Here is a 16324-nt window from a genome sequence, read left to right on the forward strand (position 1 = left end):
TTGGATATGGCGTGGGGGTAGTTCCGGCGTCGTCGTCGGTGGATTCCAGGGTAGCGACGGATACCGACAAGTAATGGGCAAGCGTTCGGCCGATCGAGCGGATATCGTCGTCGGCATGCTGAATGAGCAGCGGATACGCGAGGACACCCCCGGTGTCGGGCACGGTCTGGTCTTCCTCGACAGCGCGGGATCGTCGCTGCCGCCGCGGGTGGTCACCGAGACCGTCATCGCCCATCTGCGCCGTGAGGCCGCGGTCGGCGGCTATCGCGCGGCCAATGAGCGCCTCGGCGATCTGGCCGCGGTCAAAGAGTCGATCGCCACGCTCATCAACGCCTCCCCGGCAGGCATCGCGCTCAGCGACAGCGCCACCCGGTCCTGGGCGGACTTCTTCTACTCGGTGCCGCTCGGGCCCGGCGACCGCATCCTCATCTCCGGTTCCGACTACGCCAGCAACGCCATCGCGGCCCTGCAGCGGGCCCGCGCGAGCGGCGCGACGGTCGAGCACATCCCCAGCGACCCCACCGGCCAGCTCGACCTGGATGCCTTCGCCGGCCTGGTCGACGAGCGGGTGAAGCTGGTGTCGCTGCTGCACGCGCCCACCAACGGTGGACTGGTCAACCCGGCCGCCGAGGCCACCAGGATCGCGCACGAGGCCGGCGCGCTGGTGCTGCTCGACGCCTGCCAGTCGGCCGGACAGATCCCGCTCGACGTCGCCGAACTCGGGGTCGACGCGCTGTCGGCCACCGGGCGCAAGTGGCTGCGCGGCCCACGCGGCACCGGATTCCTGTACGTGCGTCCAGAATTGGCCGCGCGCATGGAGCCGACGCGACTGGATCTGCACAGCGCGGAGTGGACCGCCCCCGACGACTACCGCCTGGCCCCGGACGCCGGCCGGTTCGAATTCTGGGAACACGACGTGGCGGCCAGGCTCGGCCTCGGCGCCGCCGTCGACTACCTGCTCGAGCTCGGCCCGGACGAGGTCTACGCCGCGATCGCCGCCCGAGCGGAGTACCTGCGCAAGGGCCTGGCCGAGATCACCGGCGTCACCGTGCGCGATCTCGGCATCCGGCACAGCGGCATCGTGTCGTTCACCGTCGACTCGGTGGCACCTGTCCAGGTGCGGGATCGGCTGGCCGCCGAGGACATCACCGTCACGGTGAGCCACCGCAGCTCCACCCTGCTGGACATGTCCGGGCGCGCTCTCGACGCCGTGGTCCGCGCCTCGCCGCACTGTTTCGTCGACTTCGCGGAGCTGGACCGGTTCCTCACCGCGGTAGCCGAACTCTGACGGGCCCGCGGCGATGTCACAGCGCGAGCTGATCGTCCTCGGCACCGCGAGCCAGGTGCCGACGAAACAGCGCAACCACAACGGCTACCTGCTGCGCTGGGGTGCCGAGGGGATCTTGTTCGACCCGGGTGAGGGCACCCAGCGGCAGATGATCCACGCCGGTGTCTCGGTCACCGATCTGACCAGGATCGCGGTCACCCACTTCCACGGCGACCACTGTCTCGGGCTGGCGGGCGTGGTGCAGCGGATCAATCTGGACAAAGTGCCGCATCCGATCGACGCCTACTACCTCGCCTCCGGCGAGCAGTACTTCGAGCGGCTGTGCGAGGCCAGCGTCTATTACCGCACCGTCGAATTGACCAGACATCCGATCACCGAACCGGGCCCACTGGAGGCACCGGGGGCGCCGTTCCACCTCACCGCGGCCCGCCTCTCCCATCCGGTGGAGGCCTTCGGCTACCGGATCACCGAACCCGACGGCCACCGCATCCGGCCGGAGCGGCTGGCCGCGATCGGCCTGCACGGCCCGGCGGTGGGCCGGTTGCAGCGGGACGGCCGCATCGACTGGCACGGCCGCACCGTCACCCTCGACGAGGTGAGCACCCGCCGTCCCGGACAGAGTTTCGCGTTCATCGTGGACACCCGAATGTGCCCGGCCGTGCACGAACTGGCCTCCGGCGTGGACATGCTGGTCATCGAGGCGACCTTCTTGGACGCCGACGCGCACCTGGCCGAGGAGTACGGCCACCTCACCGCGGGCCAGGCCGCCAGGGTGGCGGCCGAGGCGGGCGCGCGCACCCTGGTGCTGACCCATTTCTCCCAGCGTTACCGCACGCTGGACGAACACTTGGCCGAGGCGGCAAAGGAATTCAGCGGCCCCATCGTCGTCGCCGCCGACCTCACCCGTATCCCGCTGCCGCCACGCCGCTGAGCTCACCGATCGCGCAGCGCGCGGATACCGGAACCACTCCAAGGGAATTCGCGGGTGCGGTCCCGCCACGCCGACACCGGCGGCGTGTTCGGTACGCGCCACGCCGAGGCGGCGCGCGCCCGGGGCATGGCGGACCGGGCTACTATCCCTGAGCCGGTCGGCGGTCATGGGCGCACAACCGGCACAGGCGGTGCGGCGGGGTTCGGGCACGCGGGTCAGGGGCGGCCATCGGACGACATGCGAGCGCAACCGCCATTTCATGCGTGAATGTGGCGCTGAACAGCGCACACACGGAGGGGGTTAACGCGAGGCTCGAACAGCGGGATAGTTGAGGCAGGTCGGTCGGCGGCCCCTGTGGCCGGTGAGGAGCGGGTGCGTTGAGCAGGTTCACCGAGGAGATGTACGCGACGGCGCGCGAGACCACGCGCGGGCTGGTGACCGGGGAACCGGATGCGCCGCTGCGGCAGACGTGGGGCGAAATCCATCGGATCGCGCGGCGGATGGCGGGCGGTCTGGCCGCGGCAGGCATCGGGCACGGCGACGCGGTCGGAGTGCTGGCCGGGATGCCGGTCGATATCGCGCCCGCCTGCCAGGGCGTGTGGATGCGCGGCGGCTCGATCACCATGCTGCATCAGCCGACCCCGCGTACCGATCTCGCGGTGTGGGCGCGCGATACCGAAACCGTGCTCGGCATGATCGAGGCGCGGGCCGTGATCCTCGGCGCCCCATTCGAGGCGGCCGAGCCGCTGCTGCGCGAACGCGGCATCGCCGTGGTGCTCGTCGACCAGTTGCGCGAGGGCCCCGATACCGATCCGCTGCCCACCGATGAGGCCGATATCGCGCTGCAGCAACTGACTTCGGGTTCCACCGGCTCGCCCAAGGCCGTGCGGATCACCCATGAGAATTTCTTCGTCAACGCGCACGCGATGTTCAACCGGGTGAAGTTCCAGCTCGACAACGACGTGATGGTCAGCTGGCTGCCGCTGTTCCACGATATGGGCATGGTCGGATTCCTCAGTGTCCCGATGCAATTCGGGGCCGAGGTGGTGTGTGTGACACCGATGGACTTCCTGCAGCGGCCGATCCTGTGGGCCGAGCTGATCGACAAATATCGCGGCACCGTCACCGCGGCACCGAATTTCGCCTACTCGCTGCTGGCTCGCCGGCTCGATCGGGCCGAGGGCTCGAAACTGGATCTGAGCTGCGTGCGCTATATGTGGAACGGCGCCGAGCCGGTCGATCCGGACACCATGGAGAAACTCGCCGCGGCCGGACAACGCTTCGGACTCAACCCGATGGCGCTCACCCCCGTCTACGGCATGGCCGAAACCACCCTCGCGGTCTCCATCCCGGATCCGGGGCACGGCCAGGTGCTCGATGTGGTGGACGCCGATCTACTGGAGGCCATCGGCAAAGCGGTTCCGGTGCACGATCAGCACGCGCATCACGGAAATATCCGCCGACTGCCGACGCTGGGCTATCTGGTCGACGACTTGGAGGGCCGCATTGTCGACACCGAACGTCAGCCGTTACCCACCCGTTCGGTGGGCGTGATCGAATTGCGTGGTCCCGCCGTCACTTCCGGCTATGTGACCGTCGAAGGTTTCCGGTCGGCCCAGGACGCCGATGGCTGGCTCGACACCGGCGACATCGGCTACTTCACCGAAGAAGGGCTGATCGTGGTGTGCGGCCGGATCAAGGACGTCATCATCATGGCCGGCCGCAATATCTTCCCCACCGATATCGAACGGGCGGCGATGCGGGTCGAGGGCGTGCGGCCGGGCAATGCGGTCGCGGTGCGGTTGGACGCCGGCCAGAAACGGGAGAGCTTCGCGGTGGTGGTGGAAAGCAACGAGCACCAGAACCCGGACGAGGTGAAACGGATCGAACGCGAGATCGTGCACGCGGTGTTCTCCGAAGTGGGTGTGCGGCCACGTACAGTCGCGGTGCTCGGCCCCGGTGCCCTGCCGAAAACGTCATCGGGCAAGCTGCGCCGCGCCGCCACCGCGGTACACCTGCACTAATGCAGCTGGTTCTGCGCGGTCTCCAGCCCGACCCGCAGCAGTAGCTCCACGGCGTCGGCGGCCTGCTCGACCAGCACCGGCACTTCCTTGCGCTCGGGTGCGGAGAACGGTTTGAGCACGTAGTCCGCCGGATCCTGCCTGCCGGGTGGGCGGCCGATGCCGATGCGGGTGCGCAGGTAGTCCTTCGTGGTCAGCGCCTGCGACACCGAACGCAGGCCGTTGTGCCCGCCTTCACCGCCGCCGCGCTTGAGCCTGATCGCGCCGAACGGCAGGTCGAGTTCGTCGTGCACGACGATCACCTCGGTCGCCGGCACCGAGAAGAACCGGGCCAGCGCGGCGACCGGGCGGCCGGACAGGTTCATGAAGGAACGCGGCTTGGCGATCAGTACCTGACGGCCGTCCAGGCGCGCGGTCAGCAGATCGGCGCCGGACTTCTTGTGCACACTGAAACGGCCGCCGACGCGCTCGGCGAGCACGTCGGCGACCAGAAAGCCCACATTGTGCCTGGTGCGCTCGTATTCGGGCCCGGGGTTACCGAGCCCGACGACGAGCGCGGGCGTGGAGTCGGTCATCGAGACAACCGATGCGCGAGTCTTATTCGGCGCTCTCGCCCTCGGCCTCGGCTTCGCCCTCACCCTCGGTCTCGGCAGCGGCGGCCGGGGCGGCGATGACGTTGACGATCAGGGTGTCGGGATCGACGGCCAGGCCGACGCCCTCGGGCAGCTGCAGGTCGGAGGCGTTGATCTGGGTGCCGGCCTCGACATCCTCGACCGAGACCTCGATGGTCTCGGGGATGCTCAGCGCGTCGGCCTCGATGGAGACGGTGGTGGCGTCCTGGGTGACCAGGGTGCCGGGGGCGGCGTCACCGACGATGGTGATGGTGACGTCGGCGGTGACCTTCTCGCCCTTCTTGATGACGAGCAGGTCGGCGTGCTCGATGTAGCGACGGATCGGGTGCACGACGACCGACTTGGTCAGCGCCAGCTGCTTCTTGCCGTCGATGACGAGGTTGAGCACCGCGTTGGTGCCGTGCTCACGCAGGATCGCCGCGAACGCCTGGGCGTTGAGCGCCAGGTGCTGGGGATCGGTCTGGTGGCCGTACAGGACGGCGGGGACATTGCCGTCGCGACGGGTGCGGCGGGCCGCGCCCTTGCCGAACTCGGTGCGGACTGCGGCTTCGAGAAGGTTGGCGTCGGACATGACCTGATCTACTCCTACGGCTCTTCCGGGCTGGTCAACGGTGGCGCCAGGGAACGTGGGAGCCCTGGCTCGGTTGGTCTACTCGTCGGGCGAAGACAACAACGAGGACGGCCGGAAGCCGAGCCGCGTCGATCACGGTGTCGCAAAAGTCTGCGGTCACCCTCGCCGAGACAACCTGAACACCATAGCGCAATAGTGGCCGAGCACCGGAATCGGGTGGTCACCGCAGCCGCACCGGTCGGTCGAACCACCGATTTCGAGCGAAGCGAGACCGAGCATGCGAGTTCGCGGCCGGTCTCGCGTTTCCGCTGCCGCCGCGCAAGCCGAAGGCAAGCAGCAGCAGCGGAAACGCGAGACATCCGGGGGCCGCGAACACGCGCTGCCGCAGGCAGCGCAAAATAGGCACAGTCCGGTTGCCATATTCTCTCGCATCCCGAAAGGTTGCCGCTGTTGACCGCCTCCACTGACGGCGCTGTCTCGTCCGGTCCACGCGGGCTGCCCGCCGAGGTGTCGAGGCGGCGGACCTTCGCCGTCATCTCCCATCCGGACGCCGGTAAGTCGACGCTCACCGAGGCGCTGGCGCTGCACGCCAAGATGATCTCCGAGGCGGGCGCCATCCACGGTAAGGCGGGACGCAAGTCCACGGTCTCGGACTGGATGGAGATGGAGAAGGCGCGCGGCATCTCGGTCAGTTCGACCGCGTTGCAGTTCAACTACCGCGCCGCGGGCTCCGACATCGACAATGTGATCAACCTGGTCGACACCCCCGGCCACTCGGATTTCTCCGAAGACACCTACCGGGTGCTGACCGCCGTCGACGCGGCGGTCATGTTGATCGACGCGGCCAAGGGTCTCGAGCCGCAGACGCTGAAGCTGTTCCAGGTCTGCCGCCACCGCGGCATCCCGGTGATCACCGTGATCAACAAATGGGACCGGCCCGGCCGGGCACCGCTCGAGCTGCTCGACGAGATCGATGAGCGCATCGGCCTGACGCCGACCCCGCTGTTCCTTCCGGTCGGTATCGCCGGCGATTTCCGCGGCCTGCTGCGCCGCGGCCCGGACGGCGAGGCGGTCGAATACATCCACTTCACCCGCACCGCGGGCGGTGCGACCATCGCACCGGAGGAGTCGCTGACCCCGGAGCAGGCACAGGCCCGCGAGGGCGAGGCGTGGGAGACCGCGGCCGAGGAGAGCGAATTGCTCTCGGCCACCGGTCAGGACCACGATCAGGAGCTGTTCCTCGCCGGGCAGACCTCACCGGTCATCTATGCCTCGGCGATGCTGAACTTCGGCGTGCGCCAGCTGCTGGAGACCCTGGTGGCGCTGGCTCCGGCGCCGGCCGGGCGCCGTGATGTCGACGGCGGTATGCGCGAGACCTCCGATCCGTTCAGCGCGGTGGTGTTCAAGGTGCAGGCCGGTATGGATACCGCGCATCGGGACCGGCTGGCGTTCATGCGGATCGTGTCCGGCGAGTTCGAGCGCGGCATGGTGGTGACCCACGCGCAGACCGGGCGGCCGTTCGCGACGAAGTACGCGCTCACCGTTTTCGGCCGGGAACGCGCGACCGTCGATACCGCCTACCCGGGCGATGTGGTCGGCCTGGTGAACGCGACCGCGCTGGCGCCGGGCCACACCCTGTTCGTGGACAAGAAGGTGGAGTTCCCGCCGATCCCGTCCTTCGCACCGGAGCATTTCGCGGTGCTGCGGGCCCAGAGCGCGGGCAAGTACAAGCAGTTCCGCAAGGCCATCGACCAGCTCTACTCCGAGGGCGTGGTGCAGGTGCTGCGCAACGACGCGCGCGGCGACGCCTCGCCCGTGCTCGCGGCGGTCGGCCCGATGCAGTTCGAGGTGGTCACCGCCCGGATGCAGGCCGAGTACAACGTCGAGACGCAGATGGATCATCTGCCCTACACGCTGGCCCGCCGCACCGACGCCGGCTCCGCCGAGGAACTCGGCCGCCAGCGCGGCGTCGAGGTGTTCACCCGCAGCGACGGCGTATTGCTCGCGCTGTTCAGCGACAAATGGCGGTTGCAGTACATCGAGAAGGAGCATCCGGGGCTGACCCTGGAACCGCTCGTGGCCACCGCCGACTGAGCCGGATGACTCGGCCCCCGGCCGCGCGGGTCACCGTGGTCGGGCGGGTCGGTCTCGCACCGGAACGGTTCAGCCCGCCTCCGGTTCGCGTTCCACCGATTCCAGCCCGGAATCCCTGGCGATCAGGCCCCACCGGCTCGAGGTCAGCCGCAGGCTCGGCAGATCACTGAGCGAGAGCACCACTTCATAGGTGCGTTCGTAGCCGGTGTGCGAGATCCGCCAGCGCCGGTCGTCGCAGCGGATATAGCGGTCGGAATAGAACGCCGCGCCGCGTAGCAGCATGTTGTGCTCGGGAATGAGCACCGTATCGGCCAGGTACCAGGTGCCGGTCGCGGTATCGCCGTCGATATCGATCTCGGGATGATCGCAGCGGTGTTCGGTGATGACGTGCGGCCCGAGCGTATTGCGCATGAACGCGATGAACGCCTCCCTGGACTCGAATTGCAGGTACTCGCTGTAGGTGGCCGTCGCCTCGGCGACCATGGTGTCGGCGAATTCGTCCCACTGCTTGGTATCCAGCGTGCGCAGATAGCGGTACTTCAAACGGCAGATCTCGGATACGTCGTCGCGCGCACCGTTCTCGGGTGCCGGAATCGACCCCGGCATCCGTCCGAACAGAACCCGGCCGACCGGTTCCCGCTCTGCGCCCGACTCGGAGTCCCTACGCTCCTCGTCCTGGTCCATACCTCAACGATCCCACCCGGACCCGGGCATACCGAACAATTAACGAGATCTGTATCAGATCGCTATCACCGAGCTGATCCGGCACGGCCGGTCGGTCAGCTGCCGATGGTGAAACAGGTGCGGCAGAAGTCTTCGCCGAATTCGGTCAATCGCAGGCTCTTGCGCACGATCTTGGGCGCGCGGCCCGCCTTCTTCAGTGCCGCCTCCACCACCGGCTGCACCTCGAGCACCATGTAGCGGCTCAGCACCACCGGATCGTCGGAGGTCAGCGTCAGGCCGAGCCGGTTGAGGTTGATCAGATACGAGCGGGCCCGATCCGGGTAGCGCACGCCGGCCTGTTCGGGCACCGAGGTCAGATCACCGGACACCAGCTCCGAGCCGATCCCCAGTGGGCGATTGGTGCGCACGTCGACCGAGGGCTGCGGGCCGTTGAGCGCCATGAACCGCAGGATGCGCGCCTCGTCGGGTGCCAGTTCGTCGAGGATGCGGTCGTAGGCGGGGTGCACATCCTCGGTGAAATACACATCGGCCGACCGGGCCAGCAGCGCGTCGCCCCGCCTGCGCAGCTCATCGACCGTGGCCGAGCGCAGATACGAGCCGACCCCGATGGCCTGCTGACCGGCGCCGCCCTGCGGATTGGGCACGTAGCTGACGATCTCGCGCACCGATCCCTCGGTGACCCCGAGCGCACTGCGCGCGATCGAGCGCAGCGCGTTACCCGTGCGCTCGGCGATCTCGGCGGAGGACTCGCCGTCGAGTGCGGCCTGGGTGATCTCGCGGGTCATCTCATAGGAGGTCTCTACCGCCCACTGGCCGCCGCGCACCACCGTGCCCGCCGCCAGCCCGGCGGCCCGGAACACCCCGCGGATCAGCCGGGCCTCATTGCTGATCTGCCGCTGTTCGACATCCGAGCTGCGTTCCACAGCACGGGAACCGGCCCGGGCCACGTCCTGTCCGGTCCTGTCGTCTGCCACGTCTACTCCGATGTATCGCCAGGTGAACGATTCCGCTCACAGATTATTGCCCACCAGTCACGATCAGATGTGGTGGTGGTCATTGTCCCCACCCCCGCGTGGAACCACGACATCACAGGAGGGCACTGTGGTAAACGTCTCAGACACTACCTGTGGTGCGTGGCACTCACGCTTGGAGTCGGAGCCGCACGTCACATAGGGTCCTGCTGCCGACGGGGTGCTAATTTGAGGTGCCGGTGAGGCGGCGATCACCGGGTATCGGCAGGAGGGTGTCGTGTTAGAGAGTGTGTTCGGGATTCACCCGACGATCCTCCTCGAGCTTGTGACCATTCCGCTTTTCACTGGCGTCATCGGCTACATCACCAACTGGACCGGTGTGCTGATGCTGTTTCGGCCGATCGCATTCCACGGCATCCATGTTCCCGGCCTGCACGCACTGTATCCATTCCTGCCCAAGCGAATTCAGGTGCTGCCGCTGCTCAGCTACGACGGGCGCATGGGCTGGCAGGGAATCGTGCCCTCGCGCGCGGACAAAATGGCCAGCATCGCCGTGGACAAAGGTTTGTCGAAGCTCGGCAGCGTCGCCGATTTCTATCGCGAACTCGAACCCGACGCGCTCGCCGAACATCTGGCGAGCATCGCCGACGAGCAGATCCGCGATATCGTCGAGGAAATCCTGCGCCGCGAACATCCCCAGCTCTGGTACAACCTGCCGAGCCAGGTGCGGGAGATCGTGCACGACCGGGTTCGCGCCCAACTGCCCGACATTCTGCGCCAACTGACCGTGGAACTCGGCGAGAACATCGATCAGCTGCTCGACGTCAAGCAAATGGTCATCCGCTATTTCCAGGCCCGGCCACAATTGCTGAACCAGCTGTTCCAGGTGCTCGGCGCGAAGGAACTGCGATTCATGCAGAATTTCGGATTCTACTTCGGCGCCCCGATGGGCGCGGTTCTCGTCGCGGTGCTGCACCTGACCGGCTGGCCGACGCTCGCGGTGCTGCCGATCGGCGGCGTGATCATCGGCTGGGTGGTGAACTGGGTCGGTATCAACATGATCTTCGCCCCCGCCGAGCCGAAGTGGTGGTGCCCGTGGCGTCAAGGGCTGCTGATCAAACGGCAGCCCGAGATCACCGCCGGCTACGCCGAATTGGTGTCCGGTCAGGTGGTGACGGTGGCCAATATCGGTGACGAACTGTTGAACGGCCCGCGCTCGGACCGCACCATGCAGATGCTCGAGGACACCCTGCGCCCGGCCGCCGACCGCGCGCTCGGCCCGGCCCGCAGCGCGGTCAAGTTCGTGCTCGGCAGCCGCGAGTACGACGCCCTGCAATCGACGATCACCAGCGAGGCCATGGCCATCGCCCCGATCGCCTTCGCCGATCCGGACTTCAACATCCGGCAGGGCAGGCAGATCAACGACTACATCGCCAAACAAATGTCGGCACTCTCGCCCAACGACTTCGTGGAAATGCTGCGATCGGCCATCAAACAGGACGAATGGTTGCTTTTCGTCCATGGCGGTGTGCTCGGGCTCTTCGCCGGTTACGCTCACATTCTGGTCTTCGGGACGGGAGTGGCGACTACATGGATGTAACCGGCTCAGCGGCATCGGCGGCGTCCTCGGATTCCGGCGGTGCCGACGAGCCGGTCACCGCATCCACCGAGGTAGCGCACCTGTTCGAGTACGAAACAGAGTCCACGCTGCCCGCCGGCCGGACCAATCCCCTGCGTCGTCCGATCGTCACCGTGCGCACCGCGAGCGGTGTGGTGCGGGTGGCGTTGTCGACGGTCGCCGGCGCCGCGGGCTGGGGCGTCGGCACCGTCCTCGACGTGACCGGGACGGTGGTCAGGCGCAGCGCCGCGGGCGTACCGCCCGCCGAGATCCGCGCCGAGGCCGAGGCCGAAGTGCGGGCCGCGCTGCGCCGCGCGCTGGGACTTTCCGAGACAGAACAGCCCCGGCGCCCCACCAGCGCACCCACCCTGCGTGAACAGGGCGCCGCGCTGCTGCGGCTGTCGGCCAGCACCCACGCCGGCGACGAGGGCCATCCCGCGTTCGCGAACATCCTCGCCGAGATCACTCCCGACGAGGCCCGGATCCTGCGCTACCTGCGCACCGATGGTCCGCAGCCGTCCATCGAGGTGCACGGCGGCAAGCTCAGCCGGCTCGGCTCCGAACGGCTCGGGCTGCGCCAGGAATCGGGTCTCACCCTGCTCGGCGAGCATGCCGGGCTACGGTTCCCCAACCGCATCCAGCACTATCTGACCAACCTGCGCAGGCTCGGCCTGATCGAACTCGCCAAGGAACCCGTCGGCAATCCCAACCGCTACCAGCTGCTCGAGGCGCAATCTCCGGTGCGGGAGCTGCTCAAGCGCTCGGGATTCGGCACCAAGGTGTCCTACCGCAGCATCATCCTCACCGGGTTCGGCGCGGAGTTCGTGCAGACCTGCCTGCCGGTGGTGCTGCACGAGGGGCCCGCGGCCGAGACGAGCTGAGGATCAGGCTTCGTCGGCCAGCTCCAGCCAGCGCTCTTCGGCCGACTCCTTGTCCGCCAGCACCTGTTTCAGCTCCGCGCCCAGAGTGACCAGCTTGTCCGGGTCGGTGGCAGCGTCCGCCAGGGCAGCGTGCAGCTTCTGCTCGCGCTCGGTGAGCTTGTCGATGGTGCGTTCCAGCTTGGCCAGTTCCTTGCGGGCGGCCCGGTAGGCGGCCGAATCGGTGACGGGCGCGCTCGCACCGGCGGCGGCCGGCTTCGCCGCGCTCGCCCGGCCCTGCTGGGCTTCCCGCCGGGTCAGGTACTCCTCGATCCCGCCGGGCAGGTTGGTGAGTTTGCCGTCGCCGAACAGCGCCCAGGTGGAATCACAGATGCGCTCGATCAGATACCGGTCGTGGCTGATCACCACCAGGGTTCCGGCCCAGTTGTCGAGCAGATCCTCCAGCTGTTGCAGGGTGTCGATATCGAGGTCGTTGGTCGGCTCGTCGAGCAGCAGCACGTTCGGCTCCGACATCAGGATCCGGGTCAGTTGCAGCCTGCGTCGCTCACCGCCGGACAGATCGCCGACCGGTGTGCGCTGGCGCGCCGGCGTGAAACCGAGCCGCTCGGCCAGCTGACCGGCCGATATCTCCTTGTCGCCGAGCATGATCCGCATCGCGATCTGCTGCACGGCCTCCAGCACTCGCATATCGGTGGGCAGGTCGTCGAGTTCCTGACGCAGCCAGCCGATCTGCACGGTCTGGCCCTGAATCCGCTTGCCCGCGGCCAATTCCGCGTCACCGGCGAGGGCGCGCAGCAGGGTGGTCTTACCGGAGCCGTTCACCCCGACCAGACCGACCCGTTCGCCCGGTGCGAGCCGCCAGGTCAGATCCCGGACCAATTCGCGGCCGTCGGGCGTGGTGAGGGTGGTGTCCTCGAGTTCGATGACGACGCGGCCCAGCCGTTTGCGGGCGAACGCGCTGAGCGAAACGCTGTCGCGCGGCGGCGGCACATCGGCGATCAGCGCCTCGGCCGCCTCTACCCGGTAGCGCGGTTTGGAGGTGCGGGCCTGCGGGCCGCGCCGCAGCCAGGCCAGCTCTTTGCGGGCCAGATTGCGCCTGCGCGCCTCGGTGGCGTCGGCCTGCCTGGCGCGTTCGGCGCGGGCGAAGATCCAGTCGCCGTAGCCGCCCTCGTAGCTTTCCACCTTGCCACCCACGACCTCCCAGGTCTGGGTGGCGACGGTGTCGAGGAACCAGCGGTCGTGGGTGACCACGACCAGGGCGCTGCGGCGGGCCAGCAGATGATCGGCCAGCCAGCGCACACCCTCGACATCGAGGTGGTTGGTCGGTTCGTCGAGCACCAGCAGATCGAGATCGCGCACCAGTGCCGCGGCCAGCGCGACGCGGCGGCGTTCACCACCGGAGAGATTGGTGACCGAGGTGTCGAGGCCGAGCCCGGCGATGCCGATGCCCTCCATCACCGAACGGATGCGCGGGTTGGCCGCCCATTCGTGTTCGGCCACCGAATCGGTCATGGCGTCGTCGGCCAACCCGGCCAGCACCACCGAGCCGACAGTGGCGCCCTCGGGCAGCACACCGCGCTGGGTGACCACGGCCATGCGCAACCCGCCGACCCGGCTGACGCGGCCGCTGTCGGGTTCCTCGATGCCGGTCAGCACCTCCAGCAGGGTGGTCTTGCCGCCGCCGTTGAGGCCGACGACGCCGATGCGCTCACCCGCGTGCACGCCGAGGGAGACGTCATCGAGCAGCGGTTTGATGCCGAAACTCTTGCTGACCTGTTCGAGGTTGATCAGGTTGGACATGAAACCTTTCCGTGCCTTACCCGGCGTAGTGGGGTCCACCCCCGTGGAGGCCGGTCGACTCGCCTGCCCTGAGCAAGAGTACCGAGTAAGCGATGGGCCTCCCCGCGCGGCAATCGAGGACGTTGCGTCCGCCCATGGGGTCGGATCAGCCGATCTTGCCGCCTTCACGCCTCGGCTGCGGATGTGGGCCCTCGCCGCCGACCACCCGGGCACCGGGGACCGGGCCGGTCGCCGTGCGCACGCTACGGCTCACTCCGGCGCCGGCGAGTTCGGCGGCCACCGCGACGGCGGACTCTTCCGACTCACACAGGAACGCACATGTCGGTCCGGAACCGGACACCAGCCCGGCCAGCGCGCCCGCGCTCACCCCCGCCCGCAGTGTGCGGCGCAGCTCCGGCTTCAACGACACCGCCGCCGCCTGGAGGTCGTTGCCGAGCAGCGGGGCGAGCTGTGTCGGATCGCCGGAGGCCAAGGCCTGCATGAGTTCCTGCGGCGCGCCCAGCCGCGGCGGATCGCCGATCTCGCGCAGCCGATCGAGTTCGTGGTAGACGGCCGGTGTGGACAGTCCCCCCTTGGCGAGTGCGATCACCCAGTGGAAGGTGTTGCGCGACAACACCGGCAGCAGCCGCTCACCGCGTCCGGTGCCGAGCGCGGTGCCGCCGTGCAGGGCGAACGGGACGTCGCTGCCGAGTTCGGCCGCCACCGCGGTGAGTTCCTCGCGGGACAGGCTGAGGTCCCACAGTTCGTTCAAGCCGACCAGGGTGGCGGCGGCATCGGCGCTGCCACCGGCCATTCCGCCCGCCACCGGGATGCCCTTGCTGATCGAGATCTCCACCAGCGGCGCCCGGCCGGCCAGGTGGGCCAGCCGCACCGCCGCCTTCCACACCAGATTGGTGCGGTCGGTGGGCACCTCGCTCGCGCCCTCGCCGCTGACGCGCACCGTCAGGGACGCCGATGGCGCGATTTCCAGATCATCACCGAGCGACAGGGCCTGGAACACCGTGGTCAGATCGTGGTATCCGTCCGGGCGCAGGTCACCGACTCCGAGATGGAGGTTCACCTTCGACGGCGCACGCACGGTGACAGGGCTCGGCACTACGGACAGCACGAGGCCCAAGCGTAATGGGTGATCACGACAGGTGCGCGCGCCGACGGCTTGCGCTAGATACCCCAAGGGGGTATTTTCTCTTGTGTCGGGGATACCCCCAGACCGTATAATTACCGCGAGCGAAGGAGTGGGACATGGCCACCAGCACTTACACCGTCACCGGGATGACCTGCGGGCACTGCGTCAGCTCGGTGAAGTCCGAGATCGGCAAGATCGACGGCGTCACCAGCGTGGACGTCGATCTGGCCTCCGGCCGCGTCTCGGTCGACAGCACGGCGCCGCTGGCCGACGCCGACGTCGCCGCGGCTGTCGACGAGGCCGGTTACGCGATCGCGAGCTGATGTCGGATCGCCGCAAGCTCGCAGCGGTCGGCGGTGCGCTACTGCTGCTGTTCGGCGTCGCGCTCGGTATCGGCGCCCTCGTGGGCGACCGGACCGAGCCGGCGCCGGGCGAGCAGGCCACCGCCGACCACGCGCTCGGCCTCGCCGACCACGCGTCCGGATACACGCTGTCCGAGATCAGCGCGCCGGAGACACCCGGGCAGGCGGGCACGCTGCGATTCCATATCGCCGGACCGGACGGTGCGCCCGTCACCGAGTTCACCACCCAGCACGACAAGAAGCTGCATCTGATCGTGGTGCGCTCCGACACCACCGAATACCGGCACGCCCATCCGGAGATGGCCGCCGACGGCACCTGGTCGATCGACTGGACCTGGGACGCGCCGGGCACCTACGGGGTCTTCGCCGACTTCGTACCCGCCGGCGGCGACAGCACCGGCCTGGTACTCAGCCGGACCGTGCCCGTCGCGGGAACCGTGCAGCTGCAACCGCTTCCGCCGCCGTCGCCCACCGCGAGCGTCGACGGCTATACGGTGACCCGTACCGGCGAACTGACCACCGCCGGTGGCGAACTCCGTTTCGACATCACCCGCGACGGCGTTCCGGTCACCGACCTGGACCCCTACCTCGGCGCCTACGCCCACCTGGTCGCGCTGCGCACCGAGGACCTCGCCTACCTGCACGTGCATCCGCAGGGTGAAGTGGGCACGTCATCGCCTGGACCGCAGGTGAGCTTCCACGCCCAGGCGCCGAGCGCCGGCGCTTACCGGCTGTACCTGGATTTCTCGCACGATGGGGCGGTGCATACCGCCGAATTCACGATGGAAGTTTCCGGCGCGGCACCGGCCACCGGTGATCACGGCGGCGGTCATCGCTGATCCAGCGGCTGGGTGGTCGGGCCGCCGTTCGGGCCCGGCGAGCCCTCCGTCCGATGATCGCGGGGCTCCGGGCGATCAGCCCTGAGCAGCCAACCGGACGAACGCGGCGGTATCCAGCGTCTCCCCGCGTGCGGTCGGATCGATACCCGCGGCGATGAGCCTGCGTTCGGCCTCCGCCGGCGAGCCCGCCCAGCCGGACAGCGCCGCGCGCAACGTCTTCCGGCGCTGCGCGAAGGCCGCATCCACGACGGCGAACACCTTCGCGCGGTGGTCGGCGTCCATCGGCCACGGTGGTTCGGCGAAGCGGTCGATGCGCACCAGACCCGATTCCACCTGCGGGACCGGCCAGAACACCTGACGCCCCACCGCACCCGCCCGGCGTACCGTGCCGAAGAAGCCCGCCTTCACACTCGGCACGCCGTAGATCCGTCCGCCCGGGGTCGCCGACAACCGATCGGCCACCTCGGCCTGCACCATCACCAGCGAGGTGGTGATGCTCGGCAATTCGG

15 protein-coding genes are annotated in these 16324 nt (G+C 68.4%); 8 read left to right on the plus strand and 7 right to left on the minus strand.

Annotation, left to right across the window (positions count from 1 at the left end):
- Nucleotides 1-115: 115 nt before the first annotated feature.
- The 3 genes from RJ05_RS21385 (at nt 116) to RJ05_RS21395 (ending at nt 4243) form a co-directional block, all read left to right on the plus strand.
- Nucleotides 116-1288 carry an aminotransferase class V-fold PLP-dependent enzyme gene (locus tag RJ05_RS21385; RefSeq protein ID WP_036539933.1) on the plus strand — a complete coding sequence of 391 codons (1173 nt, stop codon included), beginning with the start codon at nt 116-118 and terminating at the stop codon, nt 1286-1288.
- A 13-nt stretch (nt 1289-1301) separates the two neighbouring features.
- Nucleotides 1302-2219 carry a ribonuclease Z gene (locus tag RJ05_RS21390; RefSeq protein ID WP_036539905.1) on the plus strand — a complete coding sequence of 306 codons (918 nt, stop codon included), beginning with the start codon at nt 1302-1304 and terminating at the stop codon, nt 2217-2219.
- A gap of 377 nt (nt 2220-2596) precedes the next feature.
- Nucleotides 2597-4243: a fatty acyl-AMP ligase gene (locus RJ05_RS21395; RefSeq protein ID WP_036539908.1), complete on the plus strand. Its 1647-nt coding sequence runs from the start codon at nt 2597-2599 to the stop codon at nt 4241-4243.
- Here RJ05_RS21395 and pth read toward each other — a convergent pair.
- On the minus strand, nt 4240-4815 hold the full coding sequence (pth, locus tag RJ05_RS21400; protein ID WP_036539911.1) for an aminoacyl-tRNA hydrolase: 576 nt from the start codon (nt 4813-4815) through the stop codon (nt 4240-4242). The two genes, RJ05_RS21395 and pth, sit on opposite strands and share 4 nt — an antisense overlap.
- Before the next feature lie 22 nt (nt 4816-4837).
- Nucleotides 4838-5443, minus strand: a complete 606-nt coding sequence (locus RJ05_RS21405) for a 50S ribosomal protein L25/general stress protein Ctc (protein ID WP_036539914.1) — start codon at nt 5441-5443, stop codon at nt 4838-4840.
- 450 nt (nt 5444-5893) lie between these two features.
- Here RJ05_RS21405 and RJ05_RS21410 point away from each other — a divergent pair, with 450 nt between their 5' ends.
- Nucleotides 5894-7537 carry a peptide chain release factor 3 gene (locus RJ05_RS21410; protein ID WP_051016791.1) on the plus strand — a complete coding sequence of 548 codons (1644 nt, stop codon included), beginning with the start codon at nt 5894-5896 and terminating at the stop codon, nt 7535-7537.
- A 69-nt stretch (nt 7538-7606) separates the two neighbouring features.
- Here RJ05_RS21410 and RJ05_RS21415 read toward each other — a convergent pair whose 3' ends face one another.
- Together RJ05_RS21415 and RJ05_RS32465 are read right to left on the minus strand one after the other, a co-directional pair.
- Nucleotides 7607-8143, minus strand: a complete 537-nt coding sequence (locus RJ05_RS21415; RefSeq protein WP_051016792.1) for a nuclear transport factor 2 family protein — start codon at nt 8141-8143, stop codon at nt 7607-7609.
- Between the two features lie 173 nt (nt 8144-8316).
- On the minus strand, nt 8317-9195 hold the full coding sequence (locus RJ05_RS32465) for an Abi-alpha family protein (RefSeq protein ID WP_081597459.1): 879 nt from the start codon (nt 9193-9195) through the stop codon (nt 8317-8319).
- A gap of 274 nt (nt 9196-9469) precedes the next feature.
- Here RJ05_RS32465 and RJ05_RS21425 point away from each other — a divergent pair, with 274 nt between their 5' ends.
- Nucleotides 9470-10792: a DUF445 domain-containing protein gene (locus RJ05_RS21425; protein ID WP_081597460.1), complete on the plus strand. Its 1323-nt coding sequence runs from the start codon at nt 9470-9472 to the stop codon at nt 10790-10792.
- The gene (locus RJ05_RS21430; RefSeq protein WP_036539918.1) at nt 10783-11691 is read left to right on the plus strand and encodes an Abi-alpha family protein; all 909 of its coding nucleotides are present in this window, start codon (nt 10783-10785) and stop codon (nt 11689-11691) included. Before RJ05_RS21425 ends, RJ05_RS21430 begins: the two co-directional genes overlap by 10 nt.
- 3 nt (nt 11692-11694) lie before the next feature.
- Here RJ05_RS21430 and RJ05_RS21435 read toward each other — a convergent pair whose 3' ends face one another.
- The gene (locus tag RJ05_RS21435) at nt 11695-13488 is read right to left on the minus strand and encodes an ABC-F family ATP-binding cassette domain-containing protein (RefSeq protein WP_036539920.1); all 1794 of its coding nucleotides are present in this window, start codon (nt 13486-13488) and stop codon (nt 11695-11697) included.
- Between the two features lie 145 nt (nt 13489-13633).
- Complete coding sequence (locus RJ05_RS21440; protein ID WP_051016793.1) at nt 13634-14596, minus strand: 4-(cytidine 5'-diphospho)-2-C-methyl-D-erythritol kinase; 963 nt, start codon at nt 14594-14596, stop codon at nt 13634-13636.
- Nucleotides 14597-14730: 134 nt separating this feature from the next.
- Between RJ05_RS21440 and RJ05_RS21445 the strand changes: the two genes are divergently transcribed.
- Both RJ05_RS21445 and RJ05_RS21450 read left to right on the plus strand, forming a co-directional pair.
- Nucleotides 14731-14937: a heavy-metal-associated domain-containing protein gene (locus RJ05_RS21445; protein WP_014352892.1), complete on the plus strand. Its 207-nt coding sequence runs from the start codon at nt 14731-14733 to the stop codon at nt 14935-14937.
- Nucleotides 14937-15815 (plus strand): DUF8832 domain-containing protein, encoded by an 879-nt coding sequence (locus tag RJ05_RS21450; RefSeq protein ID WP_036539922.1) that lies wholly within the window; start codon nt 14937-14939, stop codon nt 15813-15815. Before RJ05_RS21445 ends, RJ05_RS21450 begins: the two co-directional genes overlap by 1 nt.
- A gap of 75 nt (nt 15816-15890) precedes the next feature.
- On the opposite strand, the gene RJ05_RS21455 is transcribed toward RJ05_RS21450, so the two are convergent.
- On the minus strand, nt 15891-16324 hold a 434-nt coding region (locus RJ05_RS21455), incomplete at its 5' end, for a ribosomal RNA small subunit methyltransferase A (RefSeq protein ID WP_036539943.1).

Source organism: Nocardia cyriacigeorgica NBRC 100375, from assembly GCF_000308555.1.
Lineage (GTDB): Bacteria > Actinomycetota > Actinomycetes > Mycobacteriales > Mycobacteriaceae > Nocardia > Nocardia cyriacigeorgica.